The 24,471-nt window shown below is 39.9% G+C and carries 19 protein-coding genes and 1 other annotated feature; of the genes, 15 read left to right on the plus strand and 4 right to left on the minus strand.

The annotated features are described in order from the left end of the window. The first annotated feature begins 77 nt into the window (after positions 1 to 77). Together secA and prfB are read left to right on the plus strand one after the other, a co-directional pair. Entirely contained in the window at positions 78 to 2,444 is a 2,367-nt protein-coding gene (gene secA, locus FFM62_RS03245; protein WP_115470225.1) for a preprotein translocase subunit SecA, read from the plus strand. 181 nt (positions 2,445 to 2,625) lie between these two features. Then, complete coding sequence (gene prfB / locus FFM62_RS03250; protein WP_115470226.1) at positions 2,626 to 3,741, plus strand: peptide chain release factor 2; 1,116 nt, start codon at positions 2,626 to 2,628, stop codon at positions 3,739 to 3,741. Positions 3,742 to 3,829: 88 nt separating this feature from the next. Here the strand turns inward: prfB and femX are convergent, their stop codons facing one another. Beyond that, entirely contained in the window at positions 3,830 to 4,846 is a 1,017-nt protein-coding gene (gene femX, locus FFM62_RS03255; RefSeq protein ID WP_115470227.1) for a UDP-N-acetylmuramoylpentapeptide-lysine N(6)-alanyltransferase, read from the minus strand. Between the two features lie 93 nt (positions 4,847 to 4,939). Between femX and FFM62_RS03260 the strand changes: the two genes are divergently transcribed. Both FFM62_RS03260 and FFM62_RS03265 read left to right on the plus strand, forming a co-directional pair. Next, a complete protein-coding gene (locus FFM62_RS03260; RefSeq protein WP_115470228.1) occupies positions 4,940 to 5,710 on the plus strand; it encodes a TrmH family RNA methyltransferase in 771 nt (256 codons plus the stop codon). A gap of 42 nt (positions 5,711 to 5,752) precedes the next feature. Further along, positions 5,753 to 6,232 (plus strand): HD domain-containing protein, encoded by a 480-nt coding sequence (locus FFM62_RS03265; RefSeq protein WP_075270189.1) that lies wholly within the window; start codon positions 5,753 to 5,755, stop codon positions 6,230 to 6,232. Positions 6,233 to 6,379: 147 nt separating this feature from the next. Here the strand turns inward: FFM62_RS03265 and FFM62_RS03270 are convergent, their stop codons facing one another. Further along, positions 6,380 to 7,561, minus strand: coding sequence for an MFS transporter (locus FFM62_RS03270; protein WP_307722224.1), 1,182 nt, complete (start codon positions 7,559 to 7,561; stop codon positions 6,380 to 6,382). Positions 7,562 to 7,751: 190 nt separating this feature from the next. Between FFM62_RS03270 and FFM62_RS03275 the strand changes: the two genes are divergently transcribed. From FFM62_RS03275 to recQ, 5 genes are all read left to right on the plus strand, one after another. Beyond that, positions 7,752 to 8,111 carry a winged helix-turn-helix transcriptional regulator gene (locus FFM62_RS03275; RefSeq protein ID WP_075270187.1) on the plus strand — a complete coding sequence of 120 codons (360 nt, stop codon included), beginning with the start codon at positions 7,752 to 7,754 and terminating at the stop codon, positions 8,109 to 8,111. A gap of 36 nt (positions 8,112 to 8,147) precedes the next feature. Beyond that, positions 8,148 to 8,356, plus strand: a binding site (T-box leader). A 62-nt stretch (positions 8,357 to 8,418) separates the two neighbouring features. Further along, positions 8,419 to 9,459, plus strand: a complete 1,041-nt coding sequence (gene pheS, locus FFM62_RS03280) for a phenylalanine--tRNA ligase subunit alpha (RefSeq protein WP_115470230.1) — start codon at positions 8,419 to 8,421, stop codon at positions 9,457 to 9,459. Positions 9,460 to 9,465: 6 nt separating this feature from the next. After that, positions 9,466 to 11,889: a phenylalanine--tRNA ligase subunit beta gene (gene pheT, locus FFM62_RS03285; RefSeq protein WP_115470231.1), complete on the plus strand. Its 2,424-nt coding sequence runs from the start codon at positions 9,466 to 9,468 to the stop codon at positions 11,887 to 11,889. Positions 11,890 to 11,990: 101 nt separating this feature from the next. Next, a complete protein-coding gene (gene mltG / locus FFM62_RS03290) occupies positions 11,991 to 13,142 on the plus strand; it encodes an endolytic transglycosylase MltG (protein ID WP_115470232.1) in 1,152 nt (383 codons plus the stop codon). 121 nt (positions 13,143 to 13,263) lie between these two features. After that, positions 13,264 to 15,093 (plus strand): DNA helicase RecQ, encoded by a 1,830-nt coding sequence (gene recQ / locus FFM62_RS03295; protein ID WP_115470233.1) that lies wholly within the window; start codon positions 13,264 to 13,266, stop codon positions 15,091 to 15,093. 62 nt (positions 15,094 to 15,155) lie between these two features. Here the strand turns inward: recQ and greA are convergent, their stop codons facing one another. Next, on the minus strand, positions 15,156 to 15,641 hold the full coding sequence (gene greA / locus FFM62_RS03300) for a transcription elongation factor GreA (RefSeq protein WP_115470234.1): 486 nt from the start codon (positions 15,639 to 15,641) through the stop codon (positions 15,156 to 15,158). Between the two features lie 109 nt (positions 15,642 to 15,750). Then, on the minus strand, positions 15,751 to 18,393 hold the full coding sequence (locus tag FFM62_RS03305; RefSeq protein WP_115470235.1) for a YfhO family protein: 2,643 nt from the start codon (positions 18,391 to 18,393) through the stop codon (positions 15,751 to 15,753). A gap of 180 nt (positions 18,394 to 18,573) precedes the next feature. Between FFM62_RS03305 and FFM62_RS03310 the strand changes: the two genes are divergently transcribed. The 6 genes from FFM62_RS03310 to FFM62_RS03335 all read left to right on the plus strand — a co-directional run bounded on the left by FFM62_RS03310 (position 18,574) and on the right by FFM62_RS03335 (position 24,374). Next, a complete protein-coding gene (locus tag FFM62_RS03310) occupies positions 18,574 to 20,628 on the plus strand; it encodes a peptidoglycan D,D-transpeptidase FtsI family protein (RefSeq protein ID WP_115470236.1) in 2,055 nt (684 codons plus the stop codon). Between the two features lie 77 nt (positions 20,629 to 20,705). Beyond that, on the plus strand, positions 20,706 to 21,263 hold the full coding sequence (locus FFM62_RS03315) for a 5-formyltetrahydrofolate cyclo-ligase (RefSeq protein WP_115470237.1): 558 nt from the start codon (positions 20,706 to 20,708) through the stop codon (positions 21,261 to 21,263). Beyond that, positions 21,260 to 21,937 (plus strand): rhomboid family intramembrane serine protease, encoded by a 678-nt coding sequence (locus FFM62_RS03320; protein ID WP_115470238.1) that lies wholly within the window; start codon positions 21,260 to 21,262, stop codon positions 21,935 to 21,937. The genes FFM62_RS03315 and FFM62_RS03320 overlap by 4 nt, the downstream gene beginning before the upstream one ends. Positions 21,938 to 21,954: 17 nt before the next feature. After that, positions 21,955 to 22,173, plus strand: coding sequence for a YqgQ family protein (locus FFM62_RS03325; RefSeq protein ID WP_075270177.1), 219 nt, complete (start codon positions 21,955 to 21,957; stop codon positions 22,171 to 22,173). Between the two features lie 109 nt (positions 22,174 to 22,282). Beyond that, positions 22,283 to 23,257 (plus strand): ROK family glucokinase, encoded by a 975-nt coding sequence (locus tag FFM62_RS03330; protein WP_115470239.1) that lies wholly within the window; start codon positions 22,283 to 22,285, stop codon positions 23,255 to 23,257. 265 nt (positions 23,258 to 23,522) lie between these two features. Continuing rightward, positions 23,523 to 24,374: a CHAP domain-containing protein gene (locus FFM62_RS03335; protein ID WP_240005909.1), complete on the plus strand. Its 852-nt coding sequence runs from the start codon at positions 23,523 to 23,525 to the stop codon at positions 24,372 to 24,374. Positions 24,375 to 24,471: the final 97 nt, after the last annotated feature.

A 24,471-nucleotide genomic window follows, 5' to 3' on the forward strand; every position in this document is an offset into this window, starting at 1 on the left:
TCGTCAGTATGTTAGAATGTTACTTAGTATAATTAGCGATAAATAGCTAATAATGACCGATGAGAGGGAAGATAAAAATGGCTAATCCATTACGTACAATTATTGAAAGTGATAAAGGAAAATTACGTCGCTTGGGTCGCTTGGCTGATAAAGTGGAAGCCCATGCTGACGAAATGGAAGCCTTACCAGATGAAGAATTACAAGCAAAAACGCCATATTTTCGTGACCTGTTAAAGCAGGGTCAAACGTTGGACGATATTTTACCGGAAGCCTTTGCGGTTGTACGTGAAGGTGCAAAACGTGTTTTGGGGTTATACCCATTCCGTGTCCAAATTATGGGCTCTGCAGTCCTACACGGTGGTAATATCGCCGAAATGAAGACCGGTGAAGGAAAAACATTGACTGCGACCATGGCTGTGTATTTGAATGCCTTACCAGAAAAAGGTGTTCATGTTGTGACGGTTAACGAATACCTAACACAACGAGATGGTGAAGAAATGGGCCAACTATACAAGTGGCTTGGACTTACGGTTGGTATTAACTTAACTGAGTTATCACCAGACGAAAAACGAGCAGCCTATCTTTGTGATATCACGTATACAACAAACTCAGAGATTGGTTTCGATTATCTGCGTGACAACATGGTTGCACGTAAAGAAGATCGTGTGCAGCGTGGTTTGAACTTCGCCTTAGTCGATGAGACTGATTCAATTTTAATTGATGAGGCGCGTACACCATTGATTATTTCTGGGGCACCAGCCCAAACGAGTACCCAATTGTATATTCGTGCTGACCGTTTTGCAAAGTCATTAACTGAAGATGAAGATTTTAAAGTTGATCACGAATCAAAGTCAGTTTTGTTGAATGATTCAGGAATTGCTAAGGGTGAAAAGTACTTCAATCTAGAAAACCTTTACGGCACAGGAAATGTGGCCTTGACTCATCATATTGATCAAGCTTTGCGTGCTAATTACACCATGTTTAATAACAAGGACTACGTTGTCCGTGATGGTGAAGTTGTCTTAGTTGATGCGTTCTCTGGTCGTATTCAAGAAGGTCGTCGTTTTTCTGATGGTTTGCACCAAGCTTTGGAGGCTAAAGAGCAAGTACAAATTCAAGAAGATAATCGTGCCATGGCATCAATTACTTATCAAAACTTGTTCCGTCAATATAGTAAGTTATCTGGTATGACTGGTACCGCTAAGACTGAGGCGGACGAATTCCGTGAGATTTACAATATGGAAATCACAACGATTCCAACCAACAAGCCAATTCAACGTGTTGACGAACCAGATTTGTTGTACCCTAACTTACGTTCAAAGTTTAATGCGGTACTAGATTTGGTGATTAAATTACATGAAAAAGGCCAGCCAATTTTGATTGGTACGGTGGCTGTTGAAACATCAGAATTGTTATCACAGTTATTGGATAAAGCAGGTATCCCACATAATGTGTTGAATGCCAAGAACCATGCTCGTGAAGCTGAAATTATTGCAAATGCCGGCCAACGTGGCGCCGTGACAATTGCTACCAACATGGCTGGTCGTGGTACCGATATTAAATTAGGCCCGGGTGTTGCTGATATGGGTGGACTAGCCGTTATTGGTACTGAACGACATGAATCTCGTCGAATTGATAACCAATTGCGTGGTCGTTCTGGACGTCAAGGAGACAAGGGATACTCACAATTCTTCTTGTCACTAGAAGATGATTTGATGATTCGTTTCGGTGGTGAGCGTATTAAGAATTTGATGGAAAGTATGAATATGGGTGATGAGGATGCAGTTATCCGTAACGGTCTAATTACTCGTTCTGTTGAATCTGCTCAAAAGCGTGTTGAGGGAAATAACTATGACTCTCGTAAGCACGTGTTGCAGTACGATGATGTCATGTCACAACAACGTAACGCTTTTTATTCAAACCGAAACCAGGTTATCGACGAAGAAAAATCATTACGTGATGTCCTATTACCAATGGTTGAACGTACGATACATCGGGTAGTTAAGAATCAAACAAATGGTAAGCCAAAAGACTGGCACCTTGATGCAATTGTTGAATTTGCTCAGTCAACGATTGTCCCTGTTGATTCAATCACAGTTGCTGATTTACAAGGTAAGTCAGCACAGGAAATTGAGAATGAAATCTATCGTCGTGCCAAGGAAATGTATGATGAAAAGCGTCACGCCCTTGGGGATGATGAGGAACGGCTATTGCAATTTACCCGTGTCGTTATTTTGCGTGTGGTTGATTCGCAATGGACGGATCATATGGAAGCAATGAATCAATTACGTGATTCTATTCAGCTACGTGGTTATGGACAGTTGAATCCATTGATCGAGTACCAAAACGAAGGTTTCCGTATGTTCGATGAGATGATTGCGGGCGTTGAATATGATGTTACGCGACTATTTATGAAGTCAGAAATCCGGCAAAATGTGCGGTAAGCAGACATTTATTGAAACAAAATCTTACAATCAAGATTGATGAATAATGTTTTGGTTGGGCGAGCCCGGAATCTGACGGTGGTAATTGTTGGATTGCGGGCTTTTGATGTGTTGGCAGACGTTAAATTCTGCGCACAAATAGGCCTGACATTCATTTGTGAACTCTTGCAAGGAGGAAATAATGGAAATATCTGAAGCACGTCGCCGATTAGCTGACATGTCAGCAGAGATAGATAAGTTCGGTGACTCGCTAGACCTAGAGGCATTGAATGATGAAATTGCGGCTAATGAAGCGAAAATGGTTGAACCTGACTTTTGGCAAGATAATGTCGCTGCACAAAAAGTTATTGACGAGAATAACGTGTTAAAAGGGCGTCGTGACAATTATTTAAAGCTTGCAAACAGTGCTGAAAATGTCGAGGCGGCGATAGACTTATTAAGCGAAAGCTATGATGAGGATATGGCAACAGAAATGTCAGATGATTTGGAAAAATTAAGTGACGATTTGTCTGCCTATCGTTTAACGCAATTACTCAATGAGCCTTATGATAAAAATAATGCGATTTTGGAGATTCATCCCGGTTCAGGTGGTACAGAGTCAGCGGATTGGGGAGCTAATCTACAACGTATGTATACACGTTGGGCTGAGCAGCATGGTTTTAAAGTTGATATTATGGACTATCATCCGGGGGATGTCGCTGGTGTTGATTCGGTAACCTTAATGATTACTGGTCATAATGCCTATGGATATCTTCGTTCTGAACGTGGTGTTCATCGTTTTGTACGTATTTCACCATTTGATTCAGCTGGTCGTCGTCACACATCATTCGTTTCAATCGATGTGATGCCAGAATTAGATGATTCAGTCGAAGTAGATATAAATCCGGCGGACGTAAAAATGGATGTTTATCGAGCATCGGGTGCAGGTGGGCAGCACATTAACAAGACGTCTTCAGCTGTTCGTTTGACTCATATACCAACGGGAATCGTGGTTGCCTCGCAGCAACAGCGTTCGCAATTCCAAAACAAAGATACAGCGTATGCCATGTTGCGGGCAAAATTGTATCAGTTAGAAATGGATAAAAAGGAACAAGAACGTGCCGCAATTGCGGGTGACCATTTAGAAAATGGATGGGGATCACAGATTCGGTCGTATGTTTTCCAGCCATATCGAATGGTTAAAGATCATCGCGATGGTTTTGAGTCGGGGAACCCGCAAGGAGTCATGGATGGTGATTTAGACCCATTTATTAATGCTTATTTACGGTGGCGTTTAGCAGAACAAAATCCAGAATAATATAATAAAACATAAATAGACCGGGACACTTCATTGTCCCGGTCTATTTATGTTTAAATGTACGTCAAAGCTTTTTGACGCACTATCTCTATTTACGTACTAGTTCAGTATAGGCATCTTCATCAAGCACCAAGTCGATTTCACCAATGTATTCTAGTGGATCCGCTTTAATGAAGGTGTGCTTAAAGACATAAAGGCCATCATCGGTTGATTGTGATTCAATACCACCCATATCATATAATTCAACGCCCTCATCAAGCGCCCATTGAATCATGGCAGTTTGTACAGCGTAAGGTGCGTAGTAAGTAGGACCATCATTTGATCCTGCATACATATACCAGATTTTACGGCCGTATTTAAAGCCGATACCAGTTGACAATAATTCACCTTCACGTTCAGCAATATAAACACGCATGATATCGCTATCGCCAAAAGCATCACGCATTCGTTCAAAGTAATCTTTTGGACGATATGTAATGCCGTGACGGTTGGCCATATTGACGTAAGTTTCATAAAAAGCATCCATTGCAGCGGTATCACTACCATAACGAACGGTTACGCCATCACGCATTGGTCGCTTTAACTTTGATTTTGTTTTTGAGGGATACAAATCAAAAGTTTCTTTGGCATCTGGCTTTGTCTTTAAGTCCAAGACCATGTTTAGTCGTGGTTGAATTGTTGCGTGCATCCCTTCATCAGCAACATTACGATTACGAGTTTCAAATCCGCGGGCTTGTAGTTGTTCGTTTAATTCATCCGAATAGACAACCTCTGGATCCATTCGGATCACATAGGCATTATCATCGGCGATGGCCTTTTTTGCTTCAACCATTAATTTTTCTAATAAATCAAGGTCAGTAATATCCATCACAGGACCTTTTGAAGCATAAGCAAATTTTTTACCTAATTTTGTTTGGGTCAATAACATTGAAATTGCGGCAATGATATTACCAGATTCATCGGTCACATATGCATAGCGGGGTTCCCAATTATTTTTAATTTTTGCCCAACCTAAATCTTGTCCGACTTGACCATAGGGTGAATGTTGCACAAATTCTTCATATTTTTTGACAGCTGCCGTGTCATTTAAATCTAAAACGGGCATGTTATCCTTCTTTCTTCAGTAAATAGCTAATTTAGATCTCCTTATGAATTATAACATAGGCAATAAAATAGTTTTTAGCGTATAATGAGATATATGGAAACTATTAAATCAACAAAGAATAGCCGTGTCAAAACATGGCAGAAGTTACAGACTAAAAAAGGTCGCCTAGCAAGTGGTACGTATTTACTTGATGGTTGGCATTTAGTACAAGAAGCAATTACACATGATGGTAAGTTACACGCAGTTATGGGAACGGCAGAACAACTAGCAGAACACCAGGAGGAATTACCACTAGGTGTACCCGTTTTTGAAATTACAGAAGAAATTGCGAAAAAACTATCTGATTTGGTGACGCCCCAAGGTATTTTTGCCGAGGTTTCATTACCTAATGCAACGCGTGAACCACAGTTTATTCATGATGGTGCTTGGTTGTTTTTGGATGCAATTCAAGATCCAGGTAATGTTGGTACGATGGTTAGAACAGCAGATGCTGCTGGTTTTGCCGGGGTCGTCTTTGGATATGGGTCGGTTGATCCATATTCACCTAAAGCACTACGCGCTATGCAAGGATCACAATTTCACTTAACAACAACAACTGGTGATTTAACAGACTGGACTGCTTCATTTACACAGAATGGTATGAACGTCTATGGTACCCAGTTAGATCCGGAAGCTGCCGATGTCTTTACAGTACCGGCACAAACACAATTTGCTTTGATTATGGGGAATGAAGGGCAAGGTATGCAACCGGAATTGGCCCAAATGACCACTAAGAATCTATATATTCCAATATCTGGTCAGGCAGAATCATTAAATGTGGCAGTTGCAGCAGGGGTTGCGATGTTTGCATTAAAGGCTCGTTAAAGTTTTTTAAAGTAATCTAAGTTTGTGCGAGGGGGAAGAGCAATGTTAGATTGGCAAAAAGATAAAGTATATAGTGATATTGTAAAAGATTTATTGTCACATCCACAAGTACAGGAAATGGCAAATTATACACAACATCACCACTCAGATCGATTAACACACTGTATTACGGTTTCTTATGTTAGTTATCGTTTAGCTTTACGCTTTGGCTTAAATGCTACCGCAGTTGCGCGTGCAGGAATCTTACATGATTTGTTTTTCTATGATTGGCGTGAAACAAAGTTTGAACTAGGATCACATGCGTTTATTCATCCACGAGTTGCCTTGCGTAATGCCGAGAAAATAACAAATCTTTCTCCAATGGAAAAAGATATTATTTTGAAGCATATGTGGGGAGCTACAAGTGAGTTACCACATTATCGTGAAAGTCTATTAGTTGACTTGGTTGATGATTATTTGGCAATTGCTGAATTCTTCTCGCCAGCTTCTGCTAGAATGAAGCGTTTATTTCACACAAACTAATAAAAAAGAGCGCGAAACAAAAGGACTCAGACTTTTGGAACGCGTTTATGCTATAAAACTTACAAGCTTCTAATGAATACATGCTAAGCAAAAAAGGAGATTGAGACTCAAATAAGTCTCAATCTCCTTTTTGTATTTAAATGTAAATTATCGCGCGCTCACTTTCCGACCATGAATAAAGCAATATAAGACAATACCAATTAGGGCAATCACTGCCATTACGATAAATAAGTTTTGGTAACCAAGGAATGGTTGGACAAAGCCAATCATAGAAGGACCAAATCCTAATGCAAATTCATAGCAGATGAAGTAAGTAGCGGTTGTTTGAGTCAATCGTTCGGCAGGGACCATTTGGGTGGTCGTTGTTTGAATGGCAGATTGGAAATTTCCAAATCCAAATCCAATTAGGATAGCCGCTAATAGCATCAGCCAACCATTTGACATTTTGCCAAGGATGAATAAGCCGATAGCTAAGATCACTAATGCGGGATAGACAACGTAATTTTCGTTTTTCTTATCCATTAGACGGCCCACGACTGGACGTGACACTAGAATTGCCAAGGAATAGACTAAGAAAAAGTACGATGCAAAGGTGACTAGGTTTAAGTCACTGGCATAAAAGTCTAGTTCAGATTGTAGCGCTGCATAACCAAATGTTACAAAACCAAGGGTCAGTGAGATACCGAGAACTTTTGGTTCAATCAAGGTACGTAAGCTAAATTTTTTACTAGTTGGTGTTGCTTGAATCGTTACTTTGTTGGCATCAATTAGAAATGAAGCAATCAGTGCGATAATTCCTGTAAAAAATTCTAACCAAAATAAGACGGTGTAAGAATAATGTTGTTCGATTAGTAAGGCAAAGAAGGGACCAAAGGCAGTTCCTAAAATCGTCGCTAATGAGAAATAAGCAATTCCTTCAGCGCGTCGTGCAGCTGGAATTACGTTGATGACTGCGGTATTGGTAACTGTTCCAGTTAAACCAACTGCTAATCCTTGAATAAAGCGGATAATCAACAGATAGATGATACCACCTTCATATTGATAAGCGAGAAGGATTGGCACGAGAATCACCATGCTTAAAATAGTTAAATTTTTAGCACGAAACTTTGCTGTCATAATACCAGCACTAAAACGAGCAACCATGGTACCAATAATCGTCATACCAGTAATCAAGCCAGCCATTGTTGTACTAACATGATAGGTATTAACCGAATAGGGACCAATGATGACAAACAGACTATAAAACGTCATCATACTGAGAATTTGAATAATAAATAATTGAATAAAAGTTGCATTAAAAATGCTAGGGGAGTCAATGCTTGACGTAATACTATACCTATCTTTCTAAAATTTTTTCTAAATAAGTATACACCATCTGTCAAATCAACTCTTTTCGTGCTTAACAAATGACGATATAATACAACATGTGGGAGTTAGAAGTTATTCCGTGCATTTTTTGTAAGTAAAGCATAGAATGAATATACGAGAAGAGAAATTAAGCTAGTTAAGGAGAAAAAATATGGTAGTTGTAACCGATAAGACGACCGATGCAACACAATTATGTGAAAACAAGCTTTGTGATAAGTTTGTCGCAACTTTTGAAATTTTAGGTCGTAAATGGAATGGTATGATTATTGAAACATTGTTAGTCAATGGTCCACGCCGTTTTAAGGACTTAGCGCAATCAGTATCAAAGTGTTCTGATCGTGTCTTAGTGGAGCGTCTGAAGGAATTGGAAACTGCAGATATTGTTGAACGTCGTACGTATGATGATTCAGCTTTGATTGAATATGCGTTGACACCACGTGGTGAATCAATGCGTGATATGATGACGGCTATTCATGAGTGGTCAGATCAGTGGCAATGCTCTGAAAAATAGGAACTTGAAAAGTTAAAATAAAGTTGTACAATGAAGCAAGAAACAATGAATGACCTAGTAGGTGTCTTCTTAAGTATCAGCGAGCAGGAAGTGGTGAGAGCCTGTCTTTTGGAACATTGAATTTCAGTCAGGAGTTCATCAGTGAAAAGTTGGTGCGGTTTATCACCGTTAACAGATAACCGAGGGTAGTCTTTATGAGACTACTGAATTTTTTGGGTGGTACCACGTTAATTAGCGTCCCTTCGATAAGTAATTATCGAAGGGATTTTTTATTTGTAAAAATTTATGAATATTAAGGAGAAGAGATATGAGTTTACAAGATGAGCTCACGACATTACGCGATGAAGCATTGGTTCAAATTAATGACGCAGCGGATGTTAAGGCATTAAATCAGGTACGCGTACATTGGCTAGGAAAGAAAGGTCCTTTGACTGAAGTATTACGGGGCATGAAAAACTTGTCACCAGAGGAACGACCAGTCGTTGGTGCATTGGCAAATGAAGTGCGCGATGCGTTGACAACAGCCATTTCTGAGCGTCAAACACACTTAGAATCAATTGCTTTGGATGCACAATTAGCATCTGAAACCATCGATGTGACTTTACCAGGTCGTTCTGTTAAACAAGGACAGCCACATGTGTTACAACAAATTATTGAGAACTTGGAAGATCAATTTATTGGTATGGGCTACCAAGTTATTGAAGGACCAGAAGTTGAAGAAGATCAGTATAATTTCGAACGCATGAATTTGCCTAAGGATCATCCAGCACGTGATATGCAAGATACCTTCTATATTACACCGGAAATTTTGATGCGTACGCAAACGTCACCAGTGCAAGCACGAACAATGGAAGCTCACGATTTTAACCAGGGACCTTTGAAGATGGTTTCTCCAGGTCGAGTTTACCGCCGTGATACTGATGATGCTACTCACTCGCATCAATTCCATCAAATGGAAGGGCTTGTGATCGACAAGCACATTACGATGGGTGATTTAAAGGGAACCTTACTCGCTGTTGCGCACAATTTGTTTGGTGAAGCCCATGATATCCGGTTGCGACCATCATACTTCCCATTTACTGAACCATCAGTAGAGGTTGATATTTCTTGGAATGCAGTTACGCCAGACATGAATCCGGAAGATATTGAATGGATTGAAGTTCTTGGTGCTGGTATGGTACATCCAAACGTTTTGCGTAAGTCTGGTATTGATCCAGAAGTTTATGGTGGCTTTGCCTTTGGTCTTGGCCCTGATCGTTTCGCAATGCTTAAGTATGGGGTAGAAGATATCCGTAACTTCTATTTGAATGATGTTCGTTTCTTAACGCAATTTGATCAGAAAGGATAAGACAAAATGAAAGTTTCAGTAAATTGGTTGCGCGATTATTTACCAATTGCATTACCGGCCTCAGAGTTAGCAGAAAAAATTTCTCGTACTGCGGTTGAAGTAGAAGGGCAATATCAACCTAAGGGAAACATGAAAAAGGTTGTTATTGCTAAAGTATTATCAGTTGTGCCACACCCTGATTCAGATCACCTAGTGATTACGCAATTAGATGCCGGCGAAGATGAGCCAATTCAGGTCGTTACTGGGGCTCCAAATGTGGCTGAGGGACAGACCGTTGTTTTAGCTAAGCATGGTTCAGTTATTGGTGATAACAAGAAGATTCGTAAGGGTAAGTTACGTGGCGAATTATCAAATGGTATGATAGCTGCCTTACAAGAACTTGGCTTTGAAGATAAAGTTGCGCCAAAGGACTTTGAAGACGGTATCTGGGTATTCAACGATATTGATGCAGCAGATCTACAACCTGGTGAAGACGCTTTAACTGTACTTGGATTGGATGATGATGTGTTGGAAACAGGCATTACACCCAATCGTGCAGACCTATTTTCAATGAATGGGACAGCGTGGGAAGTTGCAGCAATTCTTTCAGAAGAGCCAACTTTACCTACATTTGAATTAAACGAGACAGAAGAGCCAACTAGTGATGTCATTGAAGCAACTGCACCTGCTGAATTGGCATCTAAGTATGCCGTTCGTGTTGTTAAAAATGTGACAGTTAAAGATTCACCACTTTGGTTACAACGTCGTTTGTGGACAATGGGTATACGTCCTATTTCAAATATTGTGGATATCACTAATTACATGTTGTTGATGTACGGTCAACCAATGCATGCATTTGATTTGAATGCTTTGCCTGAAGCAGAAGTGCATGTTCGTCGCGCTCATGATAAGGAAGCGATTAAGACATTAGATGGGGTGGCACGTGAAGCCTCAGCTGATGATATTGTCATTGCTTCAGGGGATGAAGCTTTGATGTTTGCCGGTGTCATGGGTGGTGAATCAACTGAAGTGACACATGCAACAACGGATATTGTTCTAGAAGGTGCCATTTTTGAACCAAAGTCAATTCGCCATACTGCTCGTGACCAAAGCTTACATTCAGAAGCATCAATGCGCTTTGAGCGTGGGGTCAATGTAGAGGATACTTTTACTGCCTTAGATCATGCCGCTGCGTTGGTTGCTGAATTAGCCGATGGTCAAGTAACTGCGGGTCGTGTTGTTGCGCAAGATTATGCCTATGAAGCACCAGTTGTTGACGTTAGTGTTGATCGGGTAAACCATGTTCTTGGAACAACAATTACGGCCGCTGAAATTGCTGCGGTCTTTGATCGTTTGTTCTTTGATTATGAAGAAAATGACAATGTCTTTTCCGTAACTATTCCATCTCGTCGTTGGGATATTACGATTGCTGCCGATTTGATTGAAGAAATTGCCCGTTTGTACGGCTTTGATAATTTGCCAGCAACATTGCCAACTGGAGAAACGACGCCAGGAAAGTTAACACCTAAGCAACAATTAGTTCGTGCTAGTCGTCATGCCTTAGAAGGACTAGGCTTAAACCAAGCCATTTCTTATGTGTTGACAACACCAGAAAAGGCTGACCGGTTTAAGCTACATGAGGGTGAACCAATTCAATTGGATTACCCAATGTCACAAGATCGTCAACAGACTCGTAGTAGTTTGTTAACTGGACTTTTGGATGATGTCGCTTATAATGTTGCCCGTAAGCAAACTGATGTGGCTTTGTACGAACAAGGACGTGTCTTTGTTTCTGATGGTGATTTGACAAAGCGCCCACAAGAAATTGAACATCTTGCAGGTGTTTTGAGTGGTAATATCACGGAACGTACCTGGGTACAAAAAGCACAAGCTGCTGATTTTTATGTGCTAAAGGGTATTGTTGAGCAATTACTAAAGAATTATGACTTTGTTGAACCAGTTCACTTTGTGGCCAACACAGTGCGTGCGGACATGCATCCAGGACGGACGGCTGATATTTACGTTGGTAATACGTTGATTGGTTTTGTGGGTCAAATCCATCCAATGACGGCCAAAGAATACCGTATCAATGAAACGTTTGCCTTTGAGTTGAACCTAGATGAAATTATTGCATTACCAAAGCACCAAGGTCGCTATGAAGCAATTTCACGCTATCCAGCAGTGTCACGTGACTTAGCCATCTTAGTTGACCGTGATGTACCTGCTTCACGGATTGAAGAAGCTATTCAACAGGCAGGTGGTAAACATCTACATGATATTGTTATCTTTGATGTTTATACTGGTGGTAATGTCCCAAGTGACATGAAGTCAGTTGCCTTTGGTCTAACATTTATTAATGCTGAACAAACCATGCTTGATGAAGAAACAAACCAAACAGTTGATCACATTGCCGGTGCTTTAGCTGAACAATTTGGTGCTGAAATTCGTTAAAGTTTAATTAAAGAATATATAAATAGCCGCTATTACTGATATACTTGGGTAATGGCGACTATTTTCGTTATTTATTAAAGATGATTTTAGGAGAACTTATTATGAACAACGGTAAACGTAGGCAAGGTAGGAAACGTAGCCGACAAGGGAAATGGCGGTTGATTATTCTCTTCTTGGTATTGGTAGCACTTATTGCTGGTGGTATTGCCTTTGTATTGAATTATCAAGACGAACGTGATTATTCTGCTTTAAATAGCCAGGATAAGAAAAATAAGCAAGTTAAAGTTAAAGATGGCGACGATGCAGAAGACGTTGCTAACAAGTTGGACAAAGCAAAGCTGATTCGTTCAAAAAAAGCTTTCGTCCACTATGTATCGTCTCATGATATTTCTAATTTGAAGTCAGGGTATTATTTATTTGCACCATCGGATTCAATAAACGAAATGGTTAAAACTTTGCGTCACGGTGGCGCTTCATCACCATTAAATAATCAAGAAACGATTACGGTACGTGAGGGTGAAACCATTGAAGATATTGCCGCTGAAGTTGGTCAAAAAACAAAGTTTACCAAAGCAGAGTTTTTAAAGGCTGTGAACAATAAGGCATTCTTTAATCGGTTGAAAGAAGCATACCCAGGTTTGCTTGACTCAGAAGCATCAAGTAAAAATGCAAAGGATATCCGTTATCGATTAGAAGGTTACTTGTACCCAGCTACTTATAATTGGAAGGATTCTAATAACGCCCGTGAATTGGTCAATCAGATGGTTGCACAATCGTACACGCAGTTAAAGAATCAGTTTGATACAATCAAAGACGCTGGTTTGACGGTCCATGAAACATTGACGTTAGCATCATTGGTTGAGCGTGAAGGAATTGACCAGGATAGTCGTCAGACAATTGCGGGTGTTTTCTTGAACCGTATTGATAAAGATATGCCATTGCAGTCTGATATTGCCACAAAATATGCCCTTAAGACGAAGAAAACTAACTTATCTAATAAGGATGTGCAAAGTTCAAATCCTTATAATTTGTACAAGTATTCTGGTTATGGTCCGGGACCATTTAACAACCCCTCAGCATCATCGATTGAAGCGGTGTTAAACCCTAAGGATCGTGATAAAAACTACCTATACTTCGTTGCTAATTTGAAGAATGGTAAGGTATACTATTCTGCAAATTACGATGATCACTTAGGTAAATCTGGTGACTTAGAAGAAGGTAATACTGCTGTAGGAGACGCAGCAGATAATTAGAATGACAGACTTAATATCAGCATTGGGTCTTTAAGAATAAGGATAAAGCCACATGTTTCGTCGACAAGCCTAACATGTGGCTTTTCCATTGTCGTTTTATTAATCAACAAAGGAGCGGATTATGCAATCAGCATTAGAGACATTACAACAATCATTTGGCTATGATGATTTTCGTGAAGGACAGGCTGAAATTATTGATGCGGTCCTAGCTGGTAAACGGACACTAGGAATTATGCCAACTGGTGGTGGAAAATCAATTACTTATCAAGTGCCAGCATTAATGCTGCCAGGGATTACAGTGGTTATTTCACCGTTGATTTCATTGATGAAAAATCAGGTTGACGAACTAATTGCGAATGGCATTGATGCAGTGACTTTAAACTCAACACAAGATGAAGAAACCTATCATCATGCGATGAACCATCTGTTAAATGGCCAAGCAAAATTATTGTATTTGGCACCTGAAAGGTTAAAAAGTGAAGGGACTTACGCCTTATTGAATCGTTTAGACATTTCATTGGTGGTGATCGATGAGGTCCATGTGCTATCACAATGGGGGCATGATTTTCGACCAAATTATCTTGAAGCTGTTCATCTAATCAATAATTTGATGTCAGCTCCTCGGGTTATGGCATTAACGGCAACGGCCACGCAACGCGTTCAAAAGGATTTAGAAGAACGCTTGGCTATTGACCATACAGTGCGTACCAGTGTGGTCCGTGATAATTTAACGATTCGGATGGAAACGGGTTTAAAAAAGAAAGATAAGGATGATTATGTCCAACGTTATGTGCAAAAACATGCCGACGAGGCGGGGATTATTTATGTGCCAACGCGCAAACTAGTAACGAGTTTGACGGCATTTTTAACTAGCCGACACTTATCGGTCGTTGGCTATCATGCGGGGATGACTGATGAGGAACGTAATCAGGCACAAGATGATTTTTTGTTTGATCGCGCTAATGTTGTTGTAGCGACTAATGCTTTTGGTATGGGAATCAACAAGTCTAATGTCCGTTTTGTTATTCATTACAGTATGCCCGGATCAATCGAGGCATATTATCAAGAAATCGGTCGTGCCGGCCGTGATCATTTACCAGCAGAGGCTATCTTGCTTTATGCAGCAGCTGATTTACAAACGCAACGATTCTTTATTGAAAATAGTGATAATCAAACGCCGGAGTATCAACGTTTACAAAAGAATAAATTGCAAGAAATGGCCAACTATGGAGCCACAACGGTTTGTTTGCAACAGTACATTACACGTTATTTTGGGGAAGAAACCTTACCTTGCGGGCATTGTACAAATTGTTTAGATACACGAACAACGATTGATGTGACCACTGATGCACAAAAAGTTTTAAGCCATATTGTGCGTATGCGAAATGCTCGGCACAATAAGGATGCTTTTGGGAAAATTGTGACCGCAGATACTTTGCGTGGTCATGTACCAGAAAAATTTAAATGGGCACATTTTGATCAATTACCGACCTTTGGCTTAATGAAAGGGATACCAAGAGTTAAGATAGCTTCATTGATTGACTTTTTGTTGGCCTCTGGTTATTTGCAAATAACTGGTGAATATAGTGGCTTAATGGTTTCGAAAACTGGGTTACAAGTTTTGCAAGGTGAACTTCAAGTGATGCGACGTCAGTCAAAACAAATGATTGATGATCGGGTTACGACTGGTTCACCATTGACACAAGATGATTTAGACGAAGCTGAAAAAGCAGTATTTACTGAACTACGCAAGTGGCGTTTAGAATTATCCAAGAAAACATCAGTACCTTCATTTATCATTTTTAATGATCGAACTTTAGTTGAATTAGCGCGCCAACAACCTAAATCATTGACTGAACTACTTAATATTTCGGGAATTGGTCAAGCAAAAGCAGATAAGTATGGTCAAGAAGTTTTGCAAGCTATCGCACAAGTAGCAACAAATGAATAGATTTTAAGCAATAAAAAAAGACGAACATGAATTTTTTCAATTCATGTTCGTCTTTTTTAAAACTATGCAATTTCAACAGATAGGATTTCAACATCCATATCAAAGCCGTTAGGCAATATAACTGCAACCTTATCACCAACTTTATGACCAATTAAGGCAGCTGCAATTGGTGATTCATTTGAAATCTTACCCTCTGATGGGTTAGCTTCAACCGCACCAACGATGCTATATGATTCTGGTTCTTCGTCAGGTAACTCTTTAAAAGTTACTTTCTTACCAACGGCAACTTCATCGTCAGCAATTTCTGATGAATCAATGATTTCAGCATTATCAAGCATGTTTTGCAATGTTTTAATACGGCCCTCAACAAAGGCTTGTTCATCCTTTGCTGATGCGTATTCTGAATTTTCCGATAAGTCACCAAAACTACGTGCTAATTGAATACGTCCAGTAATCTCAGAACGTGTTTCTGTAATTAGTGTGTTTAATTCCTCTTCGATTTTGGCTTTTCCTTCGATAGTCATCGGAAATGTTTTTTCTTCAGCCATGACTGTGTTCTCCTGTGTAATAAATTATTTATTTAGACTAATGGTATCCCCAAAGTTTCAAGATTTACATTACCACGTAGATATGCGTGTGTAAAGAGCTTTGAGGGTTTTAAAGCAGTGTGTGTTGCCTTTTCTGGCTTTCAGACCATTTAAAACCAAGGACAACTAGTAGAAAACCAAGTGAGACAATAGCGCCAATTTTGAACAACGGTGTTTTGAATTTAAAAGTTACTTGGTGTTTACCAGATTCAAGGGGAACACCGATAAAGAATTTTCCGACCGTGACGGTACTTGTTTTCTTACCATCAACATAAACTTGCCAACCAGACGACTTAGGAATGGTTGTCATCATCATGCTATCTTTTTTGGGCATCGTAATTTCACCGCTAATTTTAATTGGTGATTGTTTTTTGATCTTATACGGATGCTGTTGCAACGCTTTGGCCTGTTTATTTATTTGTTGTTGATTACCTTGATATAGCGAAACATTTTGTAACCAAACGTCTTTCTTCTTCAGTGAAAAAGTTACTTCTTGCGACTGTCCCTTGGCATGCGCCGGTAGAGGCACAATAATCGTATGACGGTGGCTTGGAATAGCTGGCAATGTTTGTCCATTCAATTGGATTTCTAAGTTGTCATTCGTCACAGCATTACCAAGGGTTAGATAGTATGGGTTATTTGATGTGGGCACGTAAGTTAACGTTAATGAGGCACCTTCGTTATTGTTTTGCTTAGTTAAGTAAGCACCAGTAATGGTTGCAGGTGCATTCAAATTACTTGCACTTGATTTAGAAAAATTAGCACTCGTAAAAATATCTTGTTGATTATAGCCGTTCAAGCTTCCCCATAAAGTATTTTGATTTCGCAAAGGATCATTTTCTTTGAACTTAACATTGCGGACATTATCACTGGCAGCAAACCCTAGTGGTAATGCATTGGGGTTTTGAGACAAAATTGCTTGCTTTGTTTGATTGACCAGTTGATAAGTACCGTTTGTATCAGAGCGTGAATAGGTTTGCATATTTGTTGGTGTACCACTAACGGTTGGCTGATTACCAGTGGGTTGTAGTAGATAACGCATCCCCAATAATGAGTCGGTCATTAACGTACCGCTTGAATAGGCAATGTAATTGTCACCCTCAGGTTGTCCGAAGGCCGCCATGATATCACTTTGTTGGTGCTCTAACGCAGAACTGAAAGTTGAGGCACCATGATAGTTACCTTGCAATGGATCACCCTTTGTTTGTTGGAAAGATTGGGCAACTCGATAAAAGTCAGTACTACTCTTGGGTAAATTCTTTGTTATGTTATTAAGGCTACGAATATAGGTTTGATATTCTGTATTTGTGAGGTAGCTGAAGTTATTGAGTGTCCAGACTGTACTAGTCGACATTTCCCCAATAACAATTAAGGTTACAGCTGGTAGCCAAAACTTAATTTTCGCAGGTAAAATATGCAGTAGTAGTAGGACAATAAAGAAGCCACCACCAATGTATAATTGTGCAGCCGTAATAAAGTTCAAATCGCCAATACGAGAGAACAGATAGATAAAGACACCGCTAGCAAGAATTAGTAAGGTTAAAAATTGGTACCAAGAAAGTCGTAAATAAGGTGACCAGATTGAAGCGACCAACCATAAAATCCAAAAACTAAATAGATAAGAAAAACGATAAGGATACCAAACTGGGAATTGGAAACCATGCCATAAGAGATTTAATGGCGCATACATCATTGAAATAACTAGGACGGCAGTAACAACAAATGCGACAACACGCGTTTGCCAGCGAATGTTCCTGAGTGTAAAGAAGAACCAAAGAATGATGATTGGCAGACTACCAATGAAAATATTTGGTAAGCCGCTGGGCATCTGTTCAAAATTAAATGTTCCTAGGAAAAGTTTGCCTAAGATATCGGCTGGTTGGTACTCAAATTTCCAACTTAGGTTGGCCAACATGTGTTGCCCTTTACTGTTCATTAGAGTGTAGGCAGTCGGTAACCAAACGATGGTTGCTAAGCCAATACTGATAATACCGCCAAGAATGAAGCGACGTAACATTGCTAACCGTTGTTTGAAACGGTAGGGTTGCCAAGTCAATCGCCAAATAAAGTACAGAATAAGGAAAACACCGATCATGTAGGCCATATAGTAATTAACAATGATGACGGCTGTTAAGGCTACCACAAAAGGCCAGCCTTTTTCATGCGTGAGATAGTTTTCTAAACCAGTGATAATCAACGGCAGTAGAATGGCTGCATCTAACCAGAGTAAGTTCAAATCATTGGCAACAAACCAGCCCATAAAAGCGTAAGAAACGGCAAATAATGGTAGGCGCCAGCCAATTTGCCAATGCATTTTACGAATAGCAAAGGCGAAACTCCAGCCGGCTAGACCATATTTTAATACAGTCAGCAGTAGGATAGCAGCTGGTAAGTGGACATTTGAAAAGGGCAATAATAAAAAATTAGTTGGGCTTAATAAATAGTAGGCCCAATCACCGTATGTCTCACCACCTAATCCTTTGGAAAAATCATAAAAGATACGTAAAGGATCGTGTAAAATTGTTTGGCGAAAGCCAGCATAAAAGTCAATATATTGTTGGCCAAGATCGACGGTCAGGATGGAACTTGATCCGAATGGTGCCATATGGCGGCTAGCAAAATAAGTTAGCATAATCACCATCGGCAACAGAAAACTCATCCATAGAGCTTTAGTTGATGTCCGCCATTTGAGGGGATTAATATTTTTAAACATAGTAGTTCTCCAAGTTAATTTCAATTACTACTATTAAAACATAAAAATGACAGGCACTCGACTATGATTTATAATCAATTGTTAGAGGGTTTTTGAAAATCCGGTTACTCGATTAAGGCTTGATCGTCGTGATTTATGCTACAATGGGTAGACTAGAGAATGAAGGAAAGGGTTTAGATTATGCGATCTCCTAAGCGCCGTGGTGGCCGTCGTAAAACTAGAAAAGGTTCAATGTCGCGGATACCAGTTCGGCTAAATGTTTTAATGGGTATTGTGATTTTAATGCTAGTAGCATTAGGATGGCGATTGGTTGATTTACAAATCACGGATAGTGCCAAATATAAAACAGAGGTAACTAGCGCTGAATCCAGCATTGAAAAAACCAATGTGCAACGTGGGCTAATCTACGATAGTACTGGTAAAGTATTGGTGACGAACAAAGGTTCACAGGCCATTACGTATACAAAGCCACGTACAGTTACTGATAAGCAGATGTATAAAGTTGCCAATCAAGTTGGTAAATATGTCACGATTGATACAAGTTCTGAAGAATTATCGGCTGCTAATTTTGCTAAATATTATATTCAGTCGCCAAAGCATGCGAAAGCAGTTGTGAAGGCTTCTGGTACGAATGCAGCTCCAGGAACTGATGCTTATGTGGATGCATTAACAAATTATATTGAAAAGCATCAGGATAAGTTCACATTAACAGATGATCAAAAGAATCGGGCATTGATTTTCCAAAAGATGTCTAATGCCTATTCATTATCAACGGTTTATCTTAAGGAAGATGATGTGAAGCAGTCGGAGATTGCTAACATTGGTGAACGACAATCTAAGATGCCAGGAGTACGTGTTGGTATTTACTACACGCGTGATTATCCGGAGGGCGAGGGTATTAAGTCATTGGTTGGTGGTACGTCAACCTCAAAGAGTGGCTTGCCATCTGACTCGGTTAATGAACTATTAACGAAGGGCTATTCACGAGATGATATTGTTGGAACATCATATCTAGAGAAGCAATACGAAGATACGCTGAAAGGGTCTAAGGGACGCGTCAAGGTAACATCAGGTAATAACGATAAGACCAATGAAGAAACAATTTACTCGGGTCAAGCTGGTGGTAACTTGAATTTGACGATCAATAATAAATTCCAAAATGATGTTGAGCAAGTGTTGAAGGATAAGATTCCTGGTGGTAATACGACGGGTGCTTATGCAGTCGTGTTGAATCCGAAAACGGGTGGTGTTTACGCCAGTGCTGGGGTAAACCGTGATTCGTCAACGGGTTCAGTGACATCAGATGCTTTATCAACGGTTAATCAAGCTAATGTTGTCGGTTCGGTCGTTAAGCCTGCTACAATAACAACTGGCTTTATGAATAATGTTATTACACCACAAAATAGTACATTGACTGACCAGCCAATTAAGGTTGCAGGGACATCTCCTAAAACTTCGTGGTGGAACCAAAATGGTAGTGGTAATATGCCGCTAACAGCGGATCAAGCCTTGATGATGTCATCCAATACGTATGTAATGCAAGTGATGCTGAAATTAGGTGGCTTAAACTATTATGACGGTATGTCATTGTCATCATTACCAACCAATGTCTTCCAGACAATGCGTGATGGTTTCTCACGCTTTGGTCTTGGTGTAAAAACGGGGGTTGATTTGCCCGGTGAAATTACTGGAATTCGTGGTGAGACCTCTCGTTCGGATATTGGTAAAGCGTTAGATGAGTCATTCGGACAATATGACACGTATACCACGATGCAACTTGCCCAGTATGTTGCAACGATTGCTAATGGTGGGTACCGTATTCGTCCACATATCGTTCAGTCGATTACAACGCGTGACCGTGATAAGAATAAAATCACGACAACTGTTCCATCGGAAGTGATGGGAACAGTTAACTGGACGTCTGCACAGCGTCAAATGATTTGGGATGGTATGAATGATGTTGTTCATAGTAGTTCAAAGTATGCCACTGGAACTGGTCTAAAGGATATCAAGCCAGCAGTTTCTGCTAAAACTGGTACGGCTGAAACCTTTACAAATGGCCAATCAACATTAACTAGTTCACTAATTTCATTTGTTCCTAATTCTGATGTTGCTCTGGCGATTGTTGTGCCAGGTGTTAATCAGGCAGATGAAAATGTTAACCAAAAGATTGCGAAAGATATTTATAAGGCATATTGGAAAGATGTGCAAGATTCAGGATCAGCTAAAAAATAGTTTATAATGGAAGCACCAAATGACACCAATCATTAAGAGCGGGATAACATTTGGTGCTTTTATTGTATGGAGGGAATATGACTACAAAACTAGTAATTCGTGAACAGGCCTTAGCTAACTTGGCGGGGATGACTGAAATGATGCAAACGTACCTGATGCAAAATATGGTCAAAAAAGTGACTGCTTTGCCAACTTGGGAACAAGCACAAGTGGTGGCGCTAACGATGTCACAGGACGACGAACTATCTACTGAATTATTAATTCAAATTGCGCTACTACAAAACAAAACAGTCGTGCTACCGCGGGTGCTACCAAAACGACAGATGGAATTTACAACAATTGACCAAGATACAGTCTATGATCGACATAAATTTGGTATGCTGGAACCGGTTGGTGGTCGAATAGTTTCACCAGATGAAATTGATTTTGTTTTGGTACCTGGACTTGCATTCACTCCAAATGGTGATCGGATTGGATTTGGAGGGGGCTATTATGACCGTTGGTTACCAAATACGACCGCAACAAAGGTTGCCACAACCATTACAAAAAATTTATATGAACAACCAACTTGGTCAATTGAAGCAACTGATCAGCGTGTTGATCAGGTAATTGTATTAGATAAGGAATCCAAATGAGAAATTTTAAAATAAGTTGGCAACAAGCGCCAATAACTGTGTCACTAATTATATTAATGGTCGTCATTTTTATTGGCGAAGTAATCATCAGTGGTCAAATGACAGTATCGACCCCAGCACTCTATCAACTAGGAGCAATGTTTAAACCGGCAGTTGTGTACATGGGCCAATGGTGGCGGGTGATCACCGCAGGCTTTCTTCATGTGACCCTAATGCATTTGGTACTTAATATGATTACACTGCATTATGTTGGTCGGTTGTTAGAACAATATTTCGGCAGTGTTAGATATTTTATTGGCTACATTGCTGCTGTTGGTCTTGGTAGTTTGAATTCACTAGCTTTTGGATCTGCTAATGCCATCTCTGCAGGTGCTTCTGGTGGTATTTTTGGTTTGTTTGGGATGATTTTTCTAATGGGATTATTGGACAAACAAGGTTTTTGGTTAGCGCAAGCGAAGACGTTAGGCTTGTTTGTTATACTGTCCTTAATACCTGTTATTGGGGGATCAAACATTGCAATTAGTGCTCATATTGGTGGTTTAGCTGGTGGCTTTTTACTTGCACCACTTTTATTGAAAAAAGGTCAGGCATCAAGCAAACAAGTGATAGTAGCTGCGTTGGCGCTGGTCGTTTATATTGGCGTTCTACTAACAGTCGGTTTAAGCATTCGCTAAATTGAGGAGTAAGAAACATGAAAACTTTTTTAGATGTTTTACAATTATTGAAAAAATACGATATTTACATTCACTTGGGGAATCGTTTGTGGGACATTGAATTGGCCGCCATTGAAGTTGATAATTTATATAAGGCGGGCTTACTGGAAAATAAAAGATATGCGCAAGTGAAATTAGTATTAACCCATGAGCATGAGATGGAAGAACGACGCCAAGGGATTGAATCAACAAAATAATTTGTAAACGGTTTCACAAATCTATTGTATAATGTCTGCGTTACCGGTATAATGGTCTTGAAAGCGTTGGAGATTTTATAATATTTTTTTGAAAAAGAGGTTTTAAGTCATGGCGAAAGATAAATTAATCGGGATTGATTTAGGTGGTACCACAATTAAGTTTGCAATTATGACTGCAACTGGTGATATTCAACAAAAATGGTCTATTCAAACCAATATCCTTGATGAGGGTAGTCACATTGTTCCTGATATTATTGATTCAATTAACTATCATCTTGATCTGTATCAATTAGATAAAGAGCGTATTATTGGTGTTGGTATGGGAACGCCGGGAACTGTTAATGAAAAAGACGGTACCGTCCAAGGTGCCTTTAATCTAAACTGGAAAGAATCACAAAATGTTAAGGCCGATTTAGAGGCTGGCTTAGGTTTCCCGGTCGCAGTTGATAATGATGCCAATGCAGCCGCATTAGGTGAGCAATGGCGTGGTGCTGGTAACAATCAACCGGAAGTTGTCTTTGTGACGCTTGGTACAGGCGTTGGTGGTGGTTTAGTCAATGAAGGAAAAATGATTCATGGGGCTAAGGGAGCTGCTGGTGAAGTTGGCCATATGATCGTTGAGCCTGGTGGTTATCAGTGTACTTGTGGTAACTATGGTTGTTTAGAACAATATGCATCTGCCACTGGGGTCGTCCACTTAGCACATGATTATGCTGATGCTTATGTTGGTGATTCAAAGTTAAAAGCAATGGTGTCAAATGGTGAAGAAATAACATCAAAAATCGTGTTCGACCTAGCTAAGGAAGGTGATTACCTAGCTAATGAAGTCGTTGATAAGGTAGCATTTTACCTTGGCTTGGCAACGGCAAATATTGCTAATTTGTTGAACCCATCAGCAATCGTTATTGGCGGTGGTGTGTCAGCAGCAGGTGATTTCCTACTTACTCGAGTACAAAAGAATTTCAATGACTTTGCTTTCAAGATGACACGTCATGTGACTGAATTGAAACTAGCTGAATTGGGTAATGATGCTGGTGCTTATGGCGCTGCTTCTTTGGCATTGCAAGCACAAGCTGAAAATTAAAATAAAGACTTTGGATAATTTGTAACATTTTGTTACAAATTATTTTTTTGTAAAGGAGACATGTTTTTCTTAATAAAGTCTTTAAATTTTGTTTGGAAACGTTGGTATATCAACTTTTTTTGTGAATAAGTAAATTTGTGACTAACAGGAAAACCCTAAATTTTTATTAAAATACTGTTATATCAATGTAACTCGGATGTTAAATCAATTTGCTAATATGAAAACATCGCTGAGAGAGCAATCACAAATCAAGGGGAATAAACAAATGACTTCAAATGTACAACGTTCAAACAAGGGTTGGCTTATTGCCGCTGCAACTGCTGCTGCCGCTGCAATTTTGCCTATGACACAAACAACAACTGTTTCTGCTGATGAAACAAGTGATAGTAATGATACGCATGCTTCATGGCGTGCAAAGACGGTTGATGATGTTAAGTCTGTTTTGCTAACAGCTGGTAAGGAATACACTGTTCAATCAGGTGATACACTATCAACGATTGCTTCTGCAACAGATCTATCAGTTGATGAAATTGCATCTGCTAATGGTGTGTCAGACGTTAACACAATCCATGTTGGCGAAACTTTGAAGTTAGACGCTTCAGCAGCCACAGCAACTAACACAAATGTTGCACCTAAGGCTGATGACACTAAGGCCAATACCGAGGCCCCTACTGAGAGCGCGGACACACAAGCTCAACAAGCAGATACACAAACTCAAAAAGTAGAGAAGACTGCTACGACATCAACAGCACAACCAACTACTATGTCAACAGCAACACACGCTGCACCAACTTACAGTACAGCAGGTAATTCATACCCAGCCGGACAATGCACATGGTTTGTTAAGAACGCCTTGTCATGGGTTGGTAACAACTGGGGAAATGCTTCTGGATGGGGCGCATCTGCTGCCGCTGCCGGACGTACAGTTGATGGTCAACCATCAACTGGTTCAGTAGTTGTCTTTGCTGCTGGTTCTCAAGGTGCTGGTGCTTTGGGACACGTTGCTGTGGTTGACTCAGTTAATGGTGATTCAATCACGATTTCTGAAGGTAATTTTGCAGGTATGGCTTACCATACACGTACAATTTCTGCTTCAGGTTTGACATTTATCCATTAATTATTACCCTTAAATAATAAATGAGCAGTAATTTAAAGCAGAAAGGCCTGGGACAAAAGTAAATGTCTCAGGCTTTTTGTGTAAAAATGTATTAATT

Origin of the sequence: Weissella thailandensis, from assembly GCF_005405465.1 — a bacterium.
GTDB lineage: Bacteria > Bacillota > Bacilli > Lactobacillales > Lactobacillaceae > Weissella > Weissella thailandensis.